General features: G+C 65.0%; 19 protein-coding genes and 1 tRNA gene. 10 read left to right on the top strand and 10 right to left on the bottom strand.

Going from position 1 to position 20,875, the window contains the following annotated elements:
* Positions 1-130 precede the first annotated feature (130 nt).
* Complete coding sequence (locus RDU24_RS00325) at positions 131-1,846, bottom strand: uracil-xanthine permease family protein (protein ID WP_308733726.1); 1,716 nt, start codon at positions 1,844-1,846, stop codon at positions 131-133.
* Between the two features lie 96 nt (positions 1,847-1,942).
* The gene (locus RDU24_RS00320) at positions 1,943-3,346 is read right to left on the bottom strand and encodes an NAD(P)/FAD-dependent oxidoreductase (protein ID WP_308733725.1); all 1,404 of its coding nucleotides are present in this window, start codon (positions 3,344-3,346) and stop codon (positions 1,943-1,945) included.
* Between the two features lie 361 nt (positions 3,347-3,707).
* Here RDU24_RS00320 and RDU24_RS00315 point away from each other — a divergent pair, with 361 nt between their 5' ends.
* The 7 genes from RDU24_RS00315 (at position 3,708) to RDU24_RS00285 (ending at position 9,213) form a co-directional block, all read left to right on the top strand.
* Positions 3,708-4,556 carry a hypothetical protein gene (locus RDU24_RS00315; RefSeq protein ID WP_308733724.1) on the top strand — a complete coding sequence of 283 codons (849 nt, stop codon included), beginning with the start codon at positions 3,708-3,710 and terminating at the stop codon, positions 4,554-4,556.
* Between the two features lie 145 nt (positions 4,557-4,701).
* A complete protein-coding gene (locus tag RDU24_RS00310; RefSeq protein ID WP_308733723.1) occupies positions 4,702-5,271 on the top strand; it encodes an RNA polymerase sigma factor in 570 nt (189 codons plus the stop codon).
* A 30-nt stretch (positions 5,272-5,301) separates the two neighbouring features.
* Entirely contained in the window at positions 5,302-5,613 is a 312-nt protein-coding gene (locus tag RDU24_RS00305; protein WP_308733722.1) for a hypothetical protein, read from the top strand.
* A 14-nt stretch (positions 5,614-5,627) separates the two neighbouring features.
* A complete protein-coding gene (locus tag RDU24_RS00300; RefSeq protein ID WP_308733721.1) occupies positions 5,628-6,113 on the top strand; it encodes a hypothetical protein in 486 nt (161 codons plus the stop codon).
* 151 nt (positions 6,114-6,264) lie between these two features.
* Positions 6,265-7,995: a glutamine--tRNA ligase/YqeY domain fusion protein gene (locus RDU24_RS00295; RefSeq protein ID WP_308733720.1), complete on the top strand. Its 1,731-nt coding sequence runs from the start codon at positions 6,265-6,267 to the stop codon at positions 7,993-7,995.
* A 139-nt stretch (positions 7,996-8,134) separates the two neighbouring features.
* Positions 8,135-8,548, top strand: coding sequence for a MarR family winged helix-turn-helix transcriptional regulator (locus tag RDU24_RS00290; RefSeq protein ID WP_308733719.1), 414 nt, complete (start codon positions 8,135-8,137; stop codon positions 8,546-8,548).
* A 71-nt stretch (positions 8,549-8,619) separates the two neighbouring features.
* Positions 8,620-9,213 (top strand): flavin reductase family protein, encoded by a 594-nt coding sequence (locus tag RDU24_RS00285; protein ID WP_308733718.1) that lies wholly within the window; start codon positions 8,620-8,622, stop codon positions 9,211-9,213.
* An 8-nt stretch (positions 9,214-9,221) separates the two neighbouring features.
* Here the strand turns inward: RDU24_RS00285 and RDU24_RS00280 are convergent, their stop codons facing one another.
* Positions 9,222-10,082, bottom strand: coding sequence for a hypothetical protein (locus RDU24_RS00280; protein WP_308733717.1), 861 nt, complete (start codon positions 10,080-10,082; stop codon positions 9,222-9,224).
* Positions 10,083-10,261: 179 nt separating this feature from the next.
* On the opposite strand from RDU24_RS00280, the gene RDU24_RS00275 reads away from it, so the two are divergent.
* A complete protein-coding gene (locus RDU24_RS00275; protein ID WP_308733716.1) occupies positions 10,262-12,010 on the top strand; it encodes a CgeB family protein in 1,749 nt (582 codons plus the stop codon).
* Positions 12,011-12,106: 96 nt separating this feature from the next.
* Positions 12,107-14,668 carry a cyclic nucleotide-binding domain-containing protein gene (locus RDU24_RS00270; protein WP_308733715.1) on the top strand — a complete coding sequence of 854 codons (2,562 nt, stop codon included), beginning with the start codon at positions 12,107-12,109 and terminating at the stop codon, positions 14,666-14,668.
* A 21-nt stretch (positions 14,669-14,689) separates the two neighbouring features.
* Here RDU24_RS00270 and RDU24_RS00265 read toward each other — a convergent pair whose 3' ends face one another.
* The 7 genes from RDU24_RS00265 to RDU24_RS00235 all read right to left on the bottom strand — a co-directional run bounded on the left by RDU24_RS00265 (position 14,690) and on the right by RDU24_RS00235 (position 19,808).
* A complete protein-coding gene (locus RDU24_RS00265; RefSeq protein ID WP_308733714.1) occupies positions 14,690-15,133 on the bottom strand; it encodes a PaaI family thioesterase in 444 nt (147 codons plus the stop codon).
* Positions 15,130-15,987 carry a TatD family hydrolase gene (locus RDU24_RS00260; RefSeq protein ID WP_308733713.1) on the bottom strand — a complete coding sequence of 286 codons (858 nt, stop codon included), beginning with the start codon at positions 15,985-15,987 and terminating at the stop codon, positions 15,130-15,132. Before RDU24_RS00260 ends, RDU24_RS00265 begins: the two co-directional genes overlap by 4 nt.
* Before the next feature lie 14 nt (positions 15,988-16,001).
* The gene (locus RDU24_RS00255) at positions 16,002-17,057 is read right to left on the bottom strand and encodes a glycosyltransferase (RefSeq protein WP_308733712.1); all 1,056 of its coding nucleotides are present in this window, start codon (positions 17,055-17,057) and stop codon (positions 16,002-16,004) included.
* A 120-nt stretch (positions 17,058-17,177) separates the two neighbouring features.
* Complete coding sequence (rfbD, locus tag RDU24_RS00250; protein WP_308733711.1) at positions 17,178-18,074, bottom strand: dTDP-4-dehydrorhamnose reductase; 897 nt, start codon at positions 18,072-18,074, stop codon at positions 17,178-17,180.
* Positions 18,071-19,090: a dTDP-glucose 4,6-dehydratase gene (rfbB, locus tag RDU24_RS00245; protein ID WP_308733710.1), complete on the bottom strand. Its 1,020-nt coding sequence runs from the start codon at positions 19,088-19,090 to the stop codon at positions 18,071-18,073. The genes rfbD and rfbB overlap by 4 nt, the downstream gene beginning before the upstream one ends.
* Positions 19,091-19,171: 81 nt before the next feature.
* Positions 19,172-19,651: a tRNA (cytidine(34)-2'-O)-methyltransferase gene (locus tag RDU24_RS00240; RefSeq protein ID WP_308733709.1), complete on the bottom strand. Its 480-nt coding sequence runs from the start codon at positions 19,649-19,651 to the stop codon at positions 19,172-19,174.
* Between the two features lie 81 nt (positions 19,652-19,732).
* A tRNA-Val gene (locus RDU24_RS00235) sits at positions 19,733-19,808 on the bottom strand.
* 508 nt (positions 19,809-20,316) lie between these two features.
* Between RDU24_RS00235 and RDU24_RS00230 the strand changes: the two genes are divergently transcribed.
* Positions 20,317-20,871, top strand: coding sequence for a GNA1162 family protein (locus RDU24_RS00230; protein ID WP_308733708.1), 555 nt, complete (start codon positions 20,317-20,319; stop codon positions 20,869-20,871).
* Positions 20,872-20,875 lie beyond the last annotated feature (4 nt).

The raw sequence follows: 20,875 nt of genomic DNA, 5'->3' as shown, positions 1-20,875 counted from the left end.
GATCGCGGGCGCGCGTATAGACGCCCGCGAGGTGTTTCCCAGTCACTGTCAATGAAATGACGCAAAGTCAACCGTTTTCTAGAAAAAATATATACTCGACACGGAGCAGGGGCCAGGTGAGTTTGGCAAGCTAGACAAGGAAGGAAATGTAGGAATAGCCGGAAATCTCCAGGTGCTTCACATTGCGAGCATACTTTGAGAAGAGCAGCAGTCCGATGTTGTTCAGTTCGTCGGGGTTAGCCTGGAGCAGGGATTCCGGCAGGGCAAAGTTGTTGATGTCGTCCATCTTATGCCCGCAGACCATCTCCGTGAAGCAGCCGTCCTCGGTGAGCGTTACGCGTATGGTCAGGCTGTGCCCGCTGTTCACGCCGCGGGCGTATACCATGTGGTTGAAGGCCTCCTCGCAGCAGAGGGAGAGCCTGTTGAACTCCTCCGCGGACAGCTTGAGCCGCTCGCGGTTGGCGGTGAGCATGCGTTGCATGGACTCCAACTCCGAGGCATCCGCCTTGAACACGCCGTTGGCGCCCCTTTTGGGCGCCAGGTATGCCAGGGTGCTCAGCATAAAGGCCGTGAACCCGCCCACGGCTACGCTGTTCTGGAGCAGCGGGCTTAAGCTGTCGGGAATGACGCCCGGAAAGAACGACTTGCCCCCGGCCACAAGGCCCACCACCAGCGACAGGCCGAGGATAAGCCCGTGCTGGTTGCTGAGCTTGGTCATGGCGACTAGCCCGAAGCCCGCGTGGAACAGCAGCGCGGCGATGACGATGAGAAACCCCCCGATGACCGGGCCGGGCATGTCCAGGATTACGCCGCTGACCTTGGGCATGAAGGCCAGCACAAGCAGGATGCAGGCCCCGATGCTGCCGATGCGCCTGGAGGCAACGCCGGTCATCTCGATGAGCGGAAGGTTGTCGCAGTAGATGGAGGGAACGGCGGTGCCCATGAGTCCGGCGGCGACCTTGCTCAGGCCGTCGCAATACAAGCCGCTTTGCACCTTGTCATAGTCCACCCGGCGGAAGTTGCGCGTGGAGATCTGCTGCACCAGCATGATGTTGCCCGTGCACTCTATGACGCTGGCGACCATGCCCATGCCGAAGGCCAGGAGCAGGGGCATGTGCGCGCCGCGGAAGTCCAGCTCAATGCCGGGCCAAGCCGACAGCTGCGGCAGGCCAAACCAGGCGCCGCGCCGGGTGTGCTCGAAGTTTACCTCGCCGGTGACGAAGGCCACCGCGTAGCCGCAGCCCATGGCGATGAGCGGGCTCCACAGGCGTAGCGAGGGCCGCCCGAAAAGCATCAACAGCGCCAGGCTGAGCACTGTGACCGTGCCCGTGGCCATGCGGGCCGGGGATACGGTCGCTCCGGTCACCGGGTCGCCCGCCCACAGCGCCAGGCCGATGGGCACCATGGACATGGCGATGAGCAGTACCACCACGCCGCCTACGGCCGGGGTGATGATGTGCCGGAAGAATCGGATGAAGAAGGTGTACAGGAACACCAAGGGCACGGTGAGGAGGGACATGGTCGCCAAAAGCGGCAGACCTCCCATCTTCACCGCGTCCACGGAGCAGAGCACGAAAGCGCTGTAGGAGCCGGTGAACAGCAAGAAGCCGGAGCCGATGCCGAAGCTCGTCCTGCTTTGCAGAAAGGTGAACAGGGCTGAGATGGTGATGGTGCTGAAGGTGATGAAGGCCAGGGCCTGGGGCTCCAGGTTGGCGGTCTTGCTCAACACGTTGGGGATGAAGATGATGGCGTCGAAAATAAGCAGCACATGCATTAAGGCGAGGCAAATCGCCAGATGCAGGGGGGGCGTTTGGCCAGCGTCATATTTCAGCGTGTCTCGGAGCATTGGTGATCTCTGGGTGCCTTTGGTTGCGCGCGCAAAAAAAAGCGGGAGCGCCTGTCAGCGTCGTACGCCAATGGGAGCTGCCGCGGTTAGGCCTGTTCAGCCAGCCAGCCTTCTGGCGATCTCCTTGCTCGGGATGAGACCCGTGGCCGCGGCGGAGACGATGTTGCCGGCCACGCCGGGTCCGTCGCCCGCCACGAAAAGCCCGCTGACGGCGGTCTCCAGGTTGCTGTCGGTCTCCACCTGGGTGGCGAAGAACTTGATCTCCGGCGCGTAGAGCAGGGTCTCGTCGTTGGCCACGCCCGGCACCACCTGGCCGAGCTTCTCCAGGCCCTCCACGAGGTTGGTCAGGATGCGCTCGGGCAGGGCCATGGCGATGTCGCCGCAGACCACGTTCTTCAGCGTGGGCTCAATCGAGCTGTTCTTGATGCGCGACCAGGTGCTGCGGCGTCCGCGCTTCAAATCCCCGAAACGCTGCAGGATGGGCTTGCCGTCGCCGATGAGCGAGGCCAGCCGCCCGATGTGCTCGCCGTAGGCCTGGTTGTTGGTCACCGGATCGTTCAGCACCACCTTGGACAGGAAGGCGAAGTTGGTGTTGGGGCTCTTTCTGTCCATGTAGGCGTGGCCGTTCACGCAGACGAAGTCCTGGTAGTTCTCCAGCGCCACGAAGCCGCCGTCGTTGGTGCAGAAAGTGCGCGTCTGGTCGTCGTACTTGTTGGTGCGGATGAAGAAGGTCGGATCGTAGATGGTCTCGCAGAGCTCCTGCATGACCTCGCGCGGGACCTCCACGCGCACGCCCACCTCGATGCCGCGCTGCGACAGCCCGAGGCCCAGCTCGCGCGCCTGGTTGCCTACCCATTCCGCGCCCACCCGGCCAGGGGCCAGGATCACCGCCCGGGCGGTGTACTCGGCGCGGTTGGTCACGACGCCCTTGAGCGCACCGTTTTCCGTCAGCACGCTCTTGACCTCTTCCGACGTGTGGAAGGTGACGCCGCGCGACTTCACGTACTCGGTCATGTCGGCGATGAGGCCGGGGAGCTTGTCGCTGCCCAGGTGCTTCTGGCGGATGAGCAAGAGGTCGATGCCGCATTTCTTGGCCTGGGTGCGGATGCGGGCAGCCTGTTCCATGTTCGTGGGGTACACTGGGCCGTCCATGCCGAAGCGGTTGAACATGGCCTCTGTCTCGTCGATGAGGGCGCGTGCGTCGGCCTCACCCATGAACTGGGTCAGGTCGGTCTTGCCGAGCTTGTGGATGAAGTTGAGCTTGCCGTCGGAGAACAGCCCGGCCCCGCCGATGCCCGAGAGGATGTTGCAGGGCTTGCAGTGGATGCAGCCGGAGCGTCCCACCGGGCAGTCGCGCTTGGGCGCGGGCTTGCCGCGCTCGATGACCAGCACCGAGAGGTCGGTGTGCTCGCCCAGCCAGGCCGAGGCGAAAAGCCCAGCCGGGCCGCCGCCCACAATGATTACGTCGAAATCGGTGCGCACAGGCTTGTTCGGGGTCATGCCAGCTCCTGAAAGTGTTGATTCGGCCTGGGGCGAGGGCGCTCGTCCAGTCCATATATTATGTTAGCATCCGCGACCACTGGCAGGCAAGCCCGCAAGGCGGGGTCGGGGCGATCTGTCGGTGGGACCAGCAAGAGCAATCTGCAAAAGGTGTGTAACCGTTGTCCAGGCCTGCGCGTCATGTAGTGCAAGGACTCTTTTGCGTCCCTCGGGAGGGGAGGCGATGGAGGACGCCATGCCATGATAACCGTTGCGGCCAGTGGCCGCCTCTTCGAGGTCAGTCGTCAAAGGCGAGGATGAAATCAGACGAGACACGCCCTCCGCGCCGATGCGCGTGGTGGGGTTATCGAGGAGCGAACGTATGCAGATCAACACATCCATGAGTGGGAGCGGATCCGCGAGCGCCATGTTCGGAGCCATGGGCTCCAAGAATATGGACGAGATGGACGCAAAGCTTTCCAGTGAGATCCTCAAGGCCAAGGACTCCGACGGGAGCGGCGCGTTGAGCGCCACGGAGCTTGGCACCAGCGCCGAAAAGCTCGCCGAGTACGATACAGACGGCAACGGCGAGGTCAGCTCTACCGAATTGCAGGCCGGGCTCAAGGCCAAGCGCGAGCAGATGCAGGCGTCCATGCAGAACCAGATGGCCCAGAGCGGCCACATGGGCATGCTGCAGGCGAGCATGGGGCAGGGGGCTCAGGGCATGGGCGGCATGGACATGTCCAAGATGGACACCCAGATGTCCAAGAGCATCATTGATGAGAAAGACACCAACAAGGACGGCGTGCTTTCCGCTTCGGAACTCGGCGTCAGCGCGGACAACCTGTCCGCTGTCGACAACGACGGCGATGGCAGCGTGAGCGAATCGGAGCTCACGGCCTCGCTCAAGTCGCACCGCGAGGAGATGATGGCCGAGAACGGCGGCGTGATGCCCCCGCCCCCCGGTGGTGCGGGCGCAATGGGCGGCGGCCAGGGCGCGCCGAACCTGGACAACCTCATCAGCGGCCTGTTCGGCGACACCGCGAGCACCAGTTCCTCGTCAAGCTCGTCGGACTCCACGTCGTCCACCGCCTCCTCCTCGCTGAGCGGGAGTCTGGCGGACTTCATGCTGAGGCAGAAGGCCAGCAGTTCGTATCTGAACATGGACAGGCTGATTGGTGACCTGTTCGGTTCAGACATCGACACGCAGTCCTTGTCGCTCAGCGCCTAGCGGCGCAGACGGCGGGTCTGTCCTCCCTCCCAAGGGGGGCGGTCTGGTCAACCGCTCCCCGCTTTGACGGGACGGGTCGCATGGCATAGATGTTTGTAGCCGGTGCGTATGCCGGGGAAGCAGGGGCGCAGCAAGAGATGCGGGAATGAACGAGGCCGAGATCGTGCGCCGCGTGCTGGCGGGTGATGTGAACGCCTACGCGCTCCTGGTGGACAGCCATGGGCCGCGCGTGGTCGGAATCATCTCGCGCCATGTGCCGCCGGATCGAGCCCCCGAGTTGGCGCATGAGACCTTTGTCCGCGCCTTCGAGAAGCTCGGTACCTACCGGTCCGAGAGCCCCTTCGGCCACTGGCTTGTGCGCATCGCGCTCCGGCTCTGCGCGGATTTCTGGCGCGAGAAGTCCCGCCGCCGCGAAACGGTGTTCAGCGCCCTGGGGCCGGAGGCCATGGACTGGATAGAGAGCATCCCGTCCGATGCCGATCCCGGCGGGCTGGAGTCCCTGGCGGCGGACAAGGAAGCCGGGACGCTCCTTGACTGGGCGCTGGCGCAATTAAGCCCCGACGACCGAGTGGTGTTGACCATGACCCACATGGAGGGGCAGGCGCTTTCCGAGGCGGCGGAGTTGTTGGGCTGGAGCCTGGCCAAGGTCAAGGTGCGCTCGTTCCGGGCGCGGAGGAAGCTGCGGGAACTGCTGGGGCGGCTCCTTGAGCGCTGAAAGTGGACAGACATGAGGGAGGTCGCGATCATGGATGATGGCAGACTCGACCAGCTTGAACAGGTGTTGCTGCGGCATGCCCGGGGACGTTCGCCGATGGCGGCGCCTGCGGGCTTCACGGAGGGCGTCATGCGCGCGGTGCGCGCAATGGTCGAGGCCCGCAACGATTTTTGGAGCCTCTTTTCGCTCGCTGGCAGCCGATTCGCTCCAGCCGGGGCTCTGGTTGCCAGCGCGGCCTGCGCCTATGCCCTCATGTCCGAACGGTTGCTGACTCAGGCTGTGGTCTCGCTGTCCCTGCACGGCACGGGCGGAACGTACATCCTGGCCGGGCTGATGCCTTGAACGGAGCGGGTTCCATGACATCCTGGAAGGCCTGGGCCCTTGTGGCCGTAATATTCCTGACCGGCGTTTGCGCCGGTGCCTTTGGCATGCGCGCGTACATATTACGGCATCTGCCGGAGATGCTTGCCCGGCCTGCCGAGCGTTTTGAGGATCGCATCCTGTCGCATATCGATGCCGAGGTGGGACTGACGGACGCCCAGCGCGCGGAGCTGCGCCCGCTCATCAAGGCGGGACTCGAGCGCGGGGGCGCCTTGCAGGAGTCCGTGCGTCCGGCGATGGATGCCAATTTCAAGCAACTGGACGACGCCATCGCCGAAAAGCTTGATGCGGCCCAAAAGGTGAAATTTGCCGAGCTGCGCGCCCGCATGGAGAAGTTCCGCCGGTCCATGCCGCCCGGCCCGCCTCACGGGCCGCCGCCCGGACCTCCTCCCGGTGGAATGACCGGCCCGCCGCCCGGACCTCCTCCTGGCGGAATGCCTCCCGGCCCGCCGCCGAACTAGCTCCGCAATCCGCCAAGCCCTTCTGCGCCTGCAGGTCCGACGCCTAACGTTTGACCGCGCAGGCGCTTTGCCATATTATTAATGTTTACGGCTGGCATGCGCCTGGCCGTTTGGTTTTTGCAACACCACTCAACGTGAAGGACGCACGCGCATGAGCACCCCTGAGAAAGCACCGGTCACGGCCGCCTCGACTCCGTCTGGCGAGAGCTGCCAGCCCGCTCCCGTGAATTTCATCCGCGCCCGCGTGGCCGAGGATATCGCCAGCGGCAAGAACGCAGGCCGCGTCATGACCCGCTTCCCCCCGGAGCCCAACGGCTACCTGCACATCGGCCACGCCAAGAGCATTTGCCTGAACTTCGGGCTCGCCAAGGAGTTCGGCGGGGTCACGAACCTGCGCTTCGACGACACCAACCCGGCCAAGGAAGAGGTTGAATACGTCGAGAGCATCATGCGCGACGTGAAGTGGCTCGGCTTCGACTGGGAAAACCGCCTCTACTACGCCTCGGACTATTTCCAGCAGCTCTACGACTTCGCCGAGACGCTGATCAAGCAGGGCAAGGCCTACGTGGACGACCAGACGGCCGAGGATATCCGCGCCAATCGCGGCACGCTCAAGGAGCCCGGCAAGAACAGCCCCTGGCGAGATCGCAGCGTCGAGGAGAACCTGGACCTGTTCCGCCGCATGCGCGCCGGTGAATTTCCCGACGGCGCCCGCGTGCTGCGCGCCAAGATCGACATGGCCTCGCCCAACGTGGTCATGCGCGATCCGGCGCTCTACCGCATCAAGCACGTGCACCACCACCGCACTGGCGACGCCTGGTGCATCTACCCCATGTACGACTTCGCGCACTGCCTGTCCGACTCCATCGAGGGCATCACCCATTCCATCTGCACGCTGGAATTCGAGAACAACCGCCCGCTCTACGACTGGACCCTGGACCAGCTGGGCGTGTTCCACCCGCAGCAGATCGAGTTCGCGCGCCTGAACCTCACCTACACTGTGCTCTCCAAGCGCAAGCTCATCCAGTTGGTGAGGGAGGGCATCACCACGGGCTGGGACGACCCGCGCATGCCCACCCTCTCGGGCATCCGCAGGCGCGGCTACACGCCCGAGGCCCTGCGCGACTTCTGCGAGCGCATCGGCGTGGCGCGGTGCGACAACATGGTGGAGTTTGCCCTGCTGGAGCATTGCCTGCGCGAGGACCTGAACGCGCGCGCGCCGCGCGCCATGGGCGTGCTCAGGCCGCTTAAGGTCGTCATCGAGAACTATCCGGAAGACCAGGTCGACGAGTTCGACTTCCCCTGGCACCCGGAAGCCGACATGGGCACGCGCAAGGTGCCGTTCTCCAAGGTCCTGTACATCGAGCAGGACGACTTCCGCGAGGAGCCGCCCAAGGGCTACCACCGCCTGTACCCCGGCAACGAGGTGCGCCTGCGCTACGCCTACTACATCACCTGCGTGGGCGTGGTGAAGGACGACGCGGGCAACGTCACGGAGGTGCGCTGCACCTATGATCCCGAGAGCAAGGGCGGCGGAACGCCGGATGGCCGCAAGGTCAAGGGCACGCTGCACTGGGTCAGCGCGGCCCACGCGCTGGACGCCGAAGTGCGCCTGTACGACCTGCTGTTCACCAAGCCCAATCCCGGCGCCGAGGATGACTTCACCTCCTGCATCAACCCGGCGTCGCTGGAAGTCGTGCAGGGCAAGCTGGAGCCCGCCCTGGCCGATGCCACTCCCGGCTGGCACTGCCAGTTCGAGCGCCTGGGCTACTTCTGCGCCGATGAGAAGGACTGCAAGCCCGGCGCACCGGTGTTCAACCGCACGGCCGCCCTGCGCGACACCTGGGGCAAGATCGAGAAGAAGCAGGGCGGCGGCAAGTAGCCTCCCGTCATGCACAAACGGCTTCACGGCCGCGTCCGGGCGACTGGGCGCGGCCTTTTTTTGCAATTCCCGTTGACATTACCCCAAAGATCGATTAGTTGTACATGCAATAGAGGACGCCATGACAGAATCTTGCGATATGTTGCATAGCTGCTTGTATTTCACGGCCAACAGTCTGGCCCGGACCATCACGCGCATCGCGGATGAGGCCTTCCGTCCCACGGGCCTGTCGCCGTCCCACGCCTTCCTGCTCATGACAGCGGCCACGAACCCCGGCATCGGCCCCGGCGAGTTGGCCGCCAAGCTGTCCCTGGCCCCCTCCACTGTGACGCGTTTCGCCGACGCTCTGGTGGCCAAGGGCCTGCTCACGCGCACCTCCGAGGGCAGGGCGTCTCGTTTGGCGGCAACCCCCGCAGGGCTTGCGCTGCTGAAGGGCGTGGAAAAGGCGTGGAAGCGACTGCACACGGCCTATGTCGACATCCTTGGTCCCGACGGCGACCGGCTTGCTGCGGACATCAACGCCGCCTGCCTCAAGCTGGAGGGCGAAGAGTAGCCGGCGCGTCTGCGCGAGGCAGTCGCGCGCCATGCTGATTGTTTGTACACACAACACTTGAAGGGGGGCATATGAAACGCAATCTCGGACCTGTGAACGCGCTCTATCCTTCGCTGACGACCATCGTCGGGGCGATCGTGGACGGCAAGCCGAACTTTCTTGCCATCGCCCACGTGGGCATCATGAACCACGGCCAGCCGCAGTATTTGTCCTTCGGCATCAGCAAGTCGCATTATTCCAACAGGGGTATTGTGGAGCACGGAGAGTTCAGCGTGTGCCTCCCCGGAGAGGACATGGTGGTCGAGACGGACTACGTCGGGCTCGTAAGCGGCAAAAACACGGACAAGTCGAAGGTGTTCGACCTGTTCCAGGGTGAGCTGGCGCATGCGCCGCTGATCCAGGGCTGCCCGGTGTGCATGGAATGCCGCTTGAAGCAGGTGGTTGATTTCAACACCCACGACGTGTTCATTGGCGAGATCGTCGCCACCCACGCGGAGGAGACCGTGCTGCACCAGAACGGCAAGATCGACATCTCCCGCGTGCGGCCGCTGCTCTTCGACATGGCGAGCGTCAAATACTGGAGCCTTGGCGCGGAGGTCGCGCCCTGCTGGAACGTCGGCAAGCAGCTCAAGACAACTCGCCGAGGAAAGAATCTTGCGGAGTAGGCCAGAACTCAGGCGCTCCAGCGCTGTCGGCTCTCCCAGCTGAAGCTGCCCGGGCGCAGCGGCATGCCCATGCCCGCGAACAGGGCGGAAACGTCGCGCGAGGAGGGGATCACGCCCGGCTCAAAGGGCCCGGCCCAGGCGTCTCCGCGCAAGAGGGCCATGGCCCAGCGGCAGACATCCGGCTCAAAGGCTCCGGGCGTGTGCACCACGAGCATGGCCTTTGCGCGGCCGTCCTGCTCGGGCGTGAGCCTGTTCAAACGCGGGGTCGAGGCCAACAGCCCGGGTAGCTGGGACAGACGGCCCCCGGCCAGTGCCAGCCGGAGCCAGAAGTCCCACAGGGAGTATTCCAGGTTGGGGTGCAGGCCGTTCAGGATGTCCCAGGCCGTGCGCTGGATGAGCGCCACTGGCCCGACAGCGTTTCGCCGGAGGAGTTGTTCCGGACGGAAGGAGGGGCGGCGCAAGAAGGGGCGCATGTCTTCTGTTCCGGCGGTATGCTCGCAGAAGACCACCTGGGGGCTCATTTGCCCGCGCATGGTCGACAGGCAACGCGACAGGAGCTGCGGATGCAGCCGGGCGCCTTCGGGCACCAGGGCCAGGTGGCCGGCGTGTCCGTCTTCTGCGGCCACGTTCAGTGCCTGGGCCGGGGTCAGGCCGCGCGTGTCGAGTACGTCGACGGCGCTGAAGCCCAGGGCGCTGTGCAGCAGTTTCGCCTCCGGGCCTGTGTGCAGGTCCGGGGACGTTGCGGCAAGGACGACCTCCAGCCGCTTGGGGCCGATGTCCTGGCAGGCGAGGGTGACGAGAGTGCGGAATATGTCTGTCCCGGTCCCGCGTGAGCGGACCAGAACCCGAATTCGGTTCGTTGCGACCATGTGGCACCCCTTCCTTGGGATAGACTGGGGCAGGCACAATCCGTGTGCCGGAGTAGACCCCTTTCGCAGCACTTATCGGTCATCTTTGGGCAATACTTTAGCCTGATCAGCATCTTCGGCAATATTCGCCGCAATTTCCTGTCACGATCCTTGCATGATTGTTCCCGGACAGGTGCGCCATGCGGAATACACGTAAGAAATCTGACGCGGTCATGCCCCGGCCTCAGGCCGTGGCTGCAGCCGCCGCCGTTCGCGAAGGCGGTCTTGCCGATGGCGAGCTCGTCGACGTGCGCCTGCTGGTGAACGGGAAAGACTGGCATCTCTGGGGACGTGACGGCAGGGCGCGGGAGCGGGCACTGGCCGGCTCGCCGTCGCAGCGCAGCCTTCCGGTGCTGCTCGGCCCGAGCCTGGGCCTGTGCCTGGACCTGCTGGCCGCAACTGGGCGCCCTGTCGCCGTGGTGGACCGAGAGGCGGCGGTCTGGGACGTCACGGGAGCGCGGGAGCGCCACCGCGCCTCTGCGAATGTCCTGTGGCTCGACGCTGACGACCCGGAGCAGGTTCTTGGCGATCTGACGCGTTGGCAGGCGGCGCAGGGCGGGCTGCCTTTCGCGCCGCTCATTGCTCCCACCGCCCGTCGCATCGACCCCGGCCACTATGCGCGGCTGGAGGCGGAGCTTGCCGCCAGCGCCAAGGCCAACTTCTGGGACAGGGCCGCGTACCCAAAATTTCAGGGCAGCGCCCCGCGCGTGCTGCTGCTCGACCGCCCCTATTTTTTGCAGACCGAGATCAAGGATGCCCTCACACGCCTGGGCATCCCCTGGTCGGCCCTGCCAGTCGGCCTGGAAGAGCGCGGCAGCACGCGGTTCGTCGAGGACCTGCTGCGGCGCGTGCTGGAGTGCAAGCCGGACTTCCTGCTCACCGTGAACCACTTCGGCCTGGACAGCCAGGGCAGGCTGGCCGAACTCCTGGAGCGGCTGAACCTGCCCCTCGCCTCGTGGTTTGTCGACAACCCGCATCTGATCCTCTCGCGCCATGCCGGGCTGGCCCGCGCGGGCACGGTGATCTTCACCTGGGACGCGGACAACGTGCCGAGCCTGACAGCCCAGGGCTACGCCAACGTGCACTACCTGCCGCTTGCCACGGACGCCACGCGTTTTCGTCCCGGCCTGGGGCAGGGGCTTGATTCCAGGCAGGCCGACGCCTGGCGGGCCGAGGTCTCCTTCGTGGGCGACTCCATGCGCCGCGCCGTTGCGGATAGTCTCGCGGCGTGCGGCGGTCCCAAGGAATTCGTGGCCGACCATGTTTCGCTGGCGGCAGAGTTTGGCGAGGCCACCGAGCGTTCGGTGCAGGACTTTCTGGAGGCCCGGCACCCCGAACATGCCGCCGCCCTCAAGTCTTTGGATGATGACGCCAGCCGTCTGGCCTGCGAGTCGCTGCTGACCTGGGAAGCCACGCGGCAGTATCGCGCGCGCTGCGTGCGCGCACTGTCAGGCTTCGACGCCGTGGTGGCGGGGGATTCCGACGGCTGGAGCCATGAGTTCGCGCCGGGCGGAACGGTGCGCCTGTTGCCCCGCCTGGACTATTATCGGGACCTGCCTGCGTTTTACCCCCTGAGCGCGGTGAACCTGAACTGCACCAGCAGACAGATGAAGGGCGCGGTGAATCAGCGCGTGTTCGACGTGCCTGCCTGCGGAAGTTTTGTGTTGACGGACCGGCGCGCCCAGCTTGAGGCGCTTTTTGAACCGGGCAGCGAAGTGGTCGTTTACGACGGGCCGGAGGAGATCGCGGAACTCGCCCAGCGCTACCTTGACGATGAAGCCGGGCGCACGCGAATCATCCAGGCGGCAAGGCGCCGCATTCTGGCGGAGCACACCTACGAGCACAGGCTGGCTAGGCTGATTAAGGTGATGCGCGCGAGTTTCGGCTGAGAGGGAACGAATACTCAATGCGGCCTTGAGAATTTTTGTTGAATTTGCCATAGTCCAACAGACGGTGTACATCCGCCACCACAATCGGAGAACTGAGTGCCCGACGAGCAGAAGACGCAGGAGGCCGCAAGCGCGTCCACGGTTGCCCCGGAAGGGGCCGTGTTCCAGTGCGCGTCCTGTGGACACACCCAGGCCGTGCCCGAGGGGCTCCTGGGACGCCAGGCCAAGTGCCCCGCTTGTGGGCAGCTCGGCCTTGTGGACCGGCCGCCTACGCCCGCGCGCGAGCCTGATATCAACGACGTCCGCGTCGACGACCTGGCCGAGGATGATCCGGCCGCTGCGTTGCCCCGGCCTGCCGCGCCCATGCCCTCCCCGGACTCCCTGGCCCTTGAGGCCGTCAAAAAGCCCGAGGGGGCGCTTGACCATGTCCGGCAGTTTTTTGCCGGCAACCCCGCCATTAATCTGCTCACCGGCCTTGTCGGGGGTGCGCAGGAGATCCTGGTCTGCCTGTCCCTAGCGCTCCTCGTTTTTTCCGTCCCGCACCTGTCCACCGCCTTCCCGCATGCACTGCTTTTGACGTTGATGCCGGCCGTTTTCGGGTCGGTGCTCTTTGCGCTGCACGGGCGGCTACCGGTGGCAGTGGGCGGGCCCGGACCGGCAGCAACCCTTTGCGTGGTGCTTCTGCTCACCGCGCTGGGGGCCGACTTGGACGGCCGCGCCTCTCCGCAGCAGATCGCACTCACGCTGACCGCAGCGTTGGCGCTGGCATCGCTGTCGACTGGCCTGGTCAGCGTCTTTTCTTCGCGCTTCGGGCTTGCCGAACGCGTCCGCTTCCTGCCCGCCGAGGTGTTTGGCGGCATGCTGGCCGGTTTTGGCCTGCTGCTGCTCAAGCCCTGGTTTCTCATCTTGACCCGTGGCACGCCGGAACTGGCTGGTCTTTTCAACCTGCCCGCGCACGAGATGGGCACGCTGCTTGTGACCCACGCTCAGGCATGGGGGCCACCCGTGGCCTTCGGCCTCGTCTTCTTTGTCGTGCGGACAAGCCTGAAGGGCATGCTGTGGCCGTTATCGCTTGCGCTTCTGGCCATCGGCGGATGGAACTATGCGTCGTTGCAGGGCGGAGGTGCGCTGGGACAGTTGGCCGCGCATCTTCCCAAGGTGCCGAACGTCCTTGAGCAGAGCTGCTATCTGGCGCTCTTCGACGTGAACAATCTCGCGCATATCGACTGGGCGGCGTTGCTCGACCACAAGGAGTTCTTCGCAGCCGTGGCCGTGGTGGCCATAGGCCCGACGCTGTTGCGCACCACCATTCTGGAGTCTGTTCTGGCCCGCGATGCCGAACCCGACTCGCAACTGCGCATGGTGGGCGCTGCGAGCATGTGCTCCGGCTTCCTTGGCGGTTTGCCAGCGACGTTGTCTCTTTCGAGCAGCCTCGGTCTGCGTGGTCTGGGCGCCAAGGGGCCGCTCGCGGGCTTCACCGTTGGGCTTGTGTGCCTGGCCTTTGCCCTGCGCGGCCAGCTGCTTCTGGCGCACATCCCCCTGTTCGTGCCGCTGGGCATTCTTCTGGCCACGGCGCTGTCCTTGCCGGTCAGCTGGCTCCTGCGCGACAGCAGGAACCCTCTCACCCGCAAGGACGACCAGCGCAAGGCCTGGGTGGCCTGCTTCCTGATCCTGCTGCTTGGCCCGGTGCTCGGCGTGTTCGCCTGCCTGGGGCTTGGGCTGGCCGTCGCCCTGGCGCGCGCAGTGGAAGGCGCTGGCATCAAGCTCATCCAGACTGGCGACGTTTTCCACAGCAATGTGGACCGCTCGCCCTCCGAACGCCGCATCCTGCGTGAACGCGGCGGCCAGATTCTGATTCTGCGCCTGCAGGGCTTCCTCTTCCTGGGCAGCATTTACGGCCTGCTGCGGCTCATTCGCCAACGCATCGACGCCGCCGGATCGGCTGGCCTCAGGTACGTCCTGCTTGATTTCGGCGCGGTGAGCGGGCTTGGGGCCTCTTGCGTGCACGGTTTCCGGCGACTGGAGAATCTGGCCCAGGATAACGGCCTTCAGTTCATGTTCACCAGCGTCCCCCTGGAGATGGAGGACCACCTGGAGGCCCTGGGCTATAGCCTGAGCGACGAGGCTGGCCTGGGCCGCATCTACCTGAACCTGGACTACGCCCTGGAGTCCTGCGAGGATCAGCTTCTGTCCGAGGCGGGCGAGGTGCATCAGACCCAGGATACCCTGGAGGAGCTGCTGGCGGCCACCTTCCCAGAGCCGCGCCTTGTGCCCACGCTCGTGAAGTGCCTGGAGCGCGTGGAGGTGCTGAAAAAGAAGCATGTCATCCGCCAGGGCGACGAGTCGGATTCCTTGTATTTCCTGCAGGCGGGCAAGGTGCAGGTGGAGCTGGCGTTGCCTGGCGGCAAGATTCTGCGCCTGAAGAAGATGGGGCCGGGCACGGTCTTCGGCGAGATGGGCCTGTACACCAGCGCCCCTCGCTCGGCTTCGGTCATCGCCACGGAGCGTTGCGTGGTCTACCGGCTTTCGGTGGAGCGCTTCAAGCTCATCCAAGACAAGGCCCCGCAGCTTGCCGCCGCGGTGAACCGCTTCATTGTGACGTTGCTGGCAGAACGCCTGGCCGAAGAGAACGCCAAGAACCGCGCCGCGCAACTCTAGCGCGCATTCCCTTCTCTTGAACTAGCCCCAGGCCGACAGGTCGATCTTGTCGCGCTTGCGGTAGGCCGTGCCCTGGAAGGTGGCGATGGTCTCGCCGCTGTCATCCTTCACCTCCACCACATAGGTCGAGAGCGGTCCGGCAGCTGCGGTCTCGCGCGCATGGGCCGTCAGGCTGCCGCTGACGCCGGGCTTGGTGTAGGCGATGCTCATGTTCACGCCCAGGGCCAGCGTGCCGTGGGAGTTGCAGGCCGCGCCGAAGGCCAGGTCGGCCAGGGTGAAGATGGCTCCGCCCTGCACCACGTCCGCGCCATTCATGTGCTTGTCCTCGATGACCATGCGCGTGGTGGCGGTGCCGTGCCCGATGTCCGTGACCTCGATGCCCAGGCATTTGCACAACCTGTCGCGATTGTTGAAGAAGCGCTTGAGGCGCTGGAAACGTTCGGCGTCGCTCATGTGCGGGGTCATGCGTGGTCCTCCTGAAAGCTGGGGGATTTTGTCAGGCCGAAAAACTCGACGGCATTGTCGCCGGTGGCGCGCCAGAGCGCATCCACGGGCATGCCCTTGATGCGGGCCACGGCCTGGGCGGTGAAGCCCAGCAGGGCAGGGTGGTTTCGCTTGCCGCGCCAAGGCTCGGCGGAAAGGTACGGGCAGTCGGTCTCAAGCAGCATGCGCTCCAGCGGAATGGCGGCAACTGCTCGGTGCAGGGCCTCGTTCCTGGCGTAGCTCACGGGACCGGGGATGCTCACGTGCCAGCCGTGGCCGAGGATGATCCCGGCCTGGTCCTCGTCGCCGCCGAAGCAGTGCCAGAGCAGCTTGCGGCCGGAAAACCCCTCGTCCTTGAGCACGCGGATGGTGTCGTCAAAGGCGTCGCGGCAGTGGATCACCGGCGGCAGGCCGAGTTCCCGCGCCAGGGCCAACTGCGCGCGAAACACTCTCTCCTGTAGCTCGCGCGGGTGGTCGTCCCAGTAGAAGTCCAGACCGATTTCGCCCACGGCCCGAAGGCGCGGGTCGGTGCGGAAGGCCTGGCGCATGGCCTCCACCGCCTCGGGCGGGCACTGGTCGGCATTGCCGGGGTGCACACCGAGGATGAAGAAGATCTCCGGGCGGTCTGCGAACATGGCGCGGTTCATCCGATAGGCCTCGGGGCCGAGGAACACGTTGCCGGTGCGGGCCACGCCGCTTGAAAGGGCGCGCTCCATGAGCTCCACGCGGTCGGTGTCGAACTCCACCATGTCCAGGTGCGCGTGGGAATCCACGCCGCAGGGCGGCAGAGCCAGGCTTTCAGGCTCCGGGCGGGGGGGCTTGTTCTTTTTTGACATGCTGTGCGAGGGGCTCAGGTGGATTCGTAGCGCTGCCAGAGGTCCAGCACGTTTTGGCGCTGGACGTCCAGGGTGTAGGCCGCTGCGGTGGCGCGCCCGTTCGCCAGGGTGGCGGCCAGGGTCTGTGCAACCTGCGGGCTGCCGGAAAGAAACCATTCGGCGGCGGTCTTGAGATGCAGGGCCGCGCCCAGGATGTCGGCGTCGGCGCTCCACAAGCCGTTGCCGCCGCCGTGTGCGGCCCAGGGCACATCGCGCACGGGCCACCAGGGGGCGAAAGGCGCGGGGTCGCTTTCGGGCGCGATGGCCTGGCGCATGTAGTCCGCGCCGCCGAAGCCCATGTAGCCCACAGGCAGGCAGCCGCAGGCCATGGCCTCCAGCGGCGGCAGGGGGCAACCCTCGGGGAAGCCCGTGGCCAGGAAAATGTGCGCGCTTTGCAGCGCCTCGGCCACGCCCTGGGCCGTCATTCCGGCGATCTCGACGAAGTGGCAGCGCGCGGCGAGGCTTTCGTCCAGGGCGCTGAATGTCTCGCGGATCTGCTTGGCCAGGGCCTTGTTCTTGCGTGGCATGTAGGCGATGCGCACCCCGTCGGAAACAGAGGGCTTCTGCTTTGGCGCGCTGAACAGGTTCGTGTCGATGCCGGGCCTGAGAACCGGCGCTTCGCGTCCCGTGGTGGCGGCGACGAACTGCGCCACCGGATCGGACACGGCGAGGAAGTCCACGGGCAGCATGCGCCAGGACACGCCCTCGGGCAGGGCCGAGAGCAGGTACGCCCAGTTCTGCACGTACACCAGGCAACGCGCGCCCGCGCTCAGTCCGGGGGTGAGGGCGTTGACCCAGCCCTCGGGCACGACCCAGAGGTCGCCGGACTTGAGCGCAAGCTTGTCCCAGGCCACGATGGGCGCTTCGACAAAGGACTCGGAAGGGGCCCAGCCGGGACCTTCGCCCTGCATCTCGCGCGGGACGAGGTGCGCCTCCCGCCCGGAGGCGGCGAGAAAGGACGCCATCCGCCGCAGCACGGTGACGCCGCCAGCGGCCTGGCGCACAGGAGGCAGGAAAAAGTAGGACTTCATGGCCACTTGCAAACCATAATCCTCAGGCTTTGGCAAGTCGGCCCAGCTCGTCTCGTCAGAAGGCCGCGCCAGAGAGCCGTGCCAGACCGTCGCGTCAAATGCCAGCGTCAGATTCCCGCATCAGATAGTCGGAAAGCTCGCCACATACTCGGCCAAGGCCTCTCGCCAGTGGCGCGGGGGATGCCGAAGCAGCCGCAGGGTGTCCGCCATGTCGAGCGCTGAATTGGCCGGACGCACGGCGCGCGTGGGGTAGCCGCTGGTGGGGATGGGCAGCACGCGGCAGTCCAGCTCGGCCAAGCGCACGGCCTCGGAGGCCAGCTGGTGCCAGGAGGCCTCGCCACTGTTCACGGCGTGGAGAAGTCCGGTGGCATTCGCGTCCAGAAGCTCCACGGTCATGCGGGCCAGGTCCGTGGTGCAGGTGGGCGAGCCGAACTGGTCGGCCACGACCTTCAGCTCCTTGCGCTCCGCCGCCAGTTCCAGGATGCGCCGGACGAAATTCATCTTGCCGGGACCGAAGAGCCAGGCCGTGCGCAGGATGAGCAGGCCCGGAACCTCCAGCGCCAGCAGGGCCTGTTCGCCCGCCAGCTTGCTCGCGCCGTAGACGGAGAGCGGATTGGTGTCGTCCGTGGGCAGGTAGGGCGCCCCCTTCTTGCCGTCGAAGACGAAATCGGTTGAGTAGTGCACCAGCCGAAGCTGGCGCTCCAACGCCACGACGCCTACCAGCGCGGGCATGGAGGCGTTGAGCTTGTATGCTTCCTCTGGCTGGTCCTCGGCCTTGTCCACCTGGGTGTAGGCCACGGCGTTGACGATGCAGTCCACGGCCCCAAGTCCTTTCTCGGCGCCGTCCTCGTCCAACTCGTCCAGGTAGTCGGCAAGGTCGTCGGCGTCGAAATAGTCCACATCTTCGCTGGAGGCGGCCACGGCGGCTACACCGGCGCTGGCCAGAGCCGTCACCACTGCCCGGCCCAGCATGCCGTTGGCGCCGCCCAGGACGAGAACTCGTTTCGGCAGGCTCATGCGCGCTCCTTGTACCAGGTGTCCATGAACTTCAGGTATTCGCCGCTCTGCACCTCGGCCAGCCAGTCCGGGTTGGCCCGGTACCAGGCGATGGTGCGTTCCATGCCCTCGGCGAAGCTCACGCTGGGCGCGAAGCCGAGCTCCGCCGCCGCGAGGTCGAAGTTCATGGCGTAGCGGCGGTCGTGGCCGGGCCGGTCGGTAACGAAGCGGATGAGCCCCTCGTCCTGCCCGGTGAGGCGCAAAATGGTGCGCACGACTTCTATGTTGGGCATCTCCGCCGCGCCGCCGAAGTTGTACACCGCGCCAGGGCGGCCCTTCAGCAGCGCCAGTTCCACCCCCCGGCAGTGGTCGTCCACGAATATCCAGTCGCGCACGTTCTTGCCGTCGCCGTAGACGGGCAGCGCCTCTCCCCGTGTGGCCTTGACGTACATGAGCGGGATGAGCTTCTCGGGGAACTGGTACGGGCCGTAGTTGTTGGAGCAGCGGGTGACGACCACGTTCTGTCCGTAGGTCTCGTGGCAGGCACGGGCCAGCATGTCCGCCCCGGCCTTGGAAGCGGAGTAGGGGCTGTTGGGCTGAAGCGGCGTGGTCTCGTGGAATTGCCCGGTGGGGCCGAGGCTGCCGTAGACTTCGTCCGTGGAGACGTGGACCACGCGCTCAACGCCAGCGCGCCGGGCGCAGTCGAGGATGTTCTGCGCGCCCAGGACGTTGGTGATCACAAAGGGCGAGGGGTCGTCGATGGAGCGGTCCACGTGGGACTCCGCCGCGAAGTTCACCACCGCGTCGATCCCTTGCTCCGCAAGGATGCGGGTGACCAGCTCGCGGTCGCAGATGTCGCCGTGGACGAAGGAGTAGTGCGCTCCGGCCTCTGCCTCCAGCGCGCGCAGGTTGCCCAGGTTGCCGGCATAGGTCAGCTTGTCCAGGTTCACGAGCTGCCACTCCGGGTGGCGCGCGCGCATGGCGTAGAGGAAGTTGGCGCCGATGAATCCGCAGCCGCCGGTAACGAGCAGGCGCATGGAGGGCTCCTTGGGATTGTTGTTCAGGGCTTAGTACCCGCTCGGCGGCGGATTCGCAAGGCAGACGCGCGGGCTCGGAAGCTACTTGCCCAGGCCGCCGGCCAATCCACCGGTTTGCCGCAGGGCCTCGAAGAGCAGGATGCCCGCGGCGGTGGACATGTTCAGGCTGCGCACGCCTTCACACGCGATTGGGATGCGCACCCGGTCCGGGTACAGGTCGTGGAGGAAGTCCGGCAGGCCTTTGGTCTCCTGGCCCAACACGATGGCGTCGCCGGGGCGGAAGACATACTCGTTCAACGGCGTGCCGGCGCGGGCGCTGGTGAGCACCACTCGCGCTGCGGGATCGCTTGCGATGGCGGCGGACTCGAAGGCCGCCCAGTGCGGGTGCACCGAGAGGTCCACAAAGGGCCAGTAGTCCAGCCCCGCGCGCTTGAGGTGCTTGTCGTCGATCTTGAAGCCAAGGGGCTCGATGAGGTGCAGGGGCGTGCGCAGGGCCGCGCAGAGCCGGGCGACGTTGCCGGTGTTGGGCGGAATCTCCGGTTGGTAGAGCACGAGGCGCATGGCGGTTGTCCTCTGGTTCTGCTGGGCAATGGCGCAGGGCTGAAACGAAAAAGGCCCCGCATTGCAGGGCCGAATTTCCGGTGGTGGGCGATCCGGGATTTGAACTCGGGACTTCCACCGTGTGAAGGTGGCACTCTAACCGCTGAGTTAATCGCCCACAGGGAAGGATTGTCTAATCCAAGCCCCCCTGCGTTGGCAAGAAATTTTTGCATGCGAACCGACATTATCCCAACCTTTTGTCGCACAGGACCTGTCGGCACGAATTCATTTGATTTGTCTTTGCCTGCTGGCGAGCAAATGAGACGATCCTGCAGTATTGAAAATTTCTATGACGGTTGCGAAATCCTGATGCTTTCTGTAGAGCCACGAGGCGTGTGTCTCCTCCTGCTTGCAGAACCACATCCTATACATGGCATGCTTCGTGCTTATTTGAGAAAAAATTGAGCGGGCAGATTTTGCCTGAAGAAGTGCGCGGATACGTATCCCGTGCATCTAAATCTTTGAAAGGACCAGACCGATTAATAGTTATTGGTGATGTTTTGATTTTATTGGTCGATGGCAATAGGGCGTGATCCGGTGGAAACGGGTTCACCAGCTTGGGCATTTGGTTGACTGCAAATGCCTGGAATATAATTTGATGTAGATTTCATTCGGAGGGTTTCATTATGCGGCGGGCCATCTGTTTACTCGTACTGTCTCTGTTCCTTGTCACTGGTTGTGGCACGATCCAGCGCACCACGGCGCTCGACCAGGCCCAGTTGAACTCGCGTGCGCGCAAAGTCGTCGTGCTGCCTCTGGTGAACCTGACCTCCATGCCCAACGCGGGCCGCATCGTGGGCGAGCTCTTGAGCACGGAGATCATCGCCCAGACGGACTTCAGGATGCTTGAACGTTCCGAAATGATGGAGCATCTGTCCAGCGGCAAGATCGAGGTGGAGGAGGTGCTGGAGAAGTCCGCCGCCGCCAAGGTCGGCCGTTCGCTGGGTGTGGACACAGTCATCTATGGCGCTGTGACCGAGTACCGCTACAAGAAGGGCGTGGACGAGGATCCCGTGGTGGGCATCTCCGTCAAAATGTTGGACATCCCCGAGACGCGCATCCTCTGGGCCGAGAGCGTCACCGCCACCGGCTCCATGTACTCGGGTCGCACCTCGCTCAGTTCGCTGGCGCATATGGTCTGCTCAGACATGGTCAAGACCCTGGCCTCGAAGTTGAAGTAGCCGG

It is taken from the genome of Humidesulfovibrio sp. (assembly GCF_031082295.1).
In the GTDB taxonomy this organism is placed as follows: Bacteria; Desulfobacterota; Desulfovibrionia; order Desulfovibrionales; family Desulfovibrionaceae; genus Humidesulfovibrio.
The sequence above is the reverse complement of the archived record's forward strand: the minus strand, read 5'-3'. Positions and strand labels throughout refer to the sequence as shown.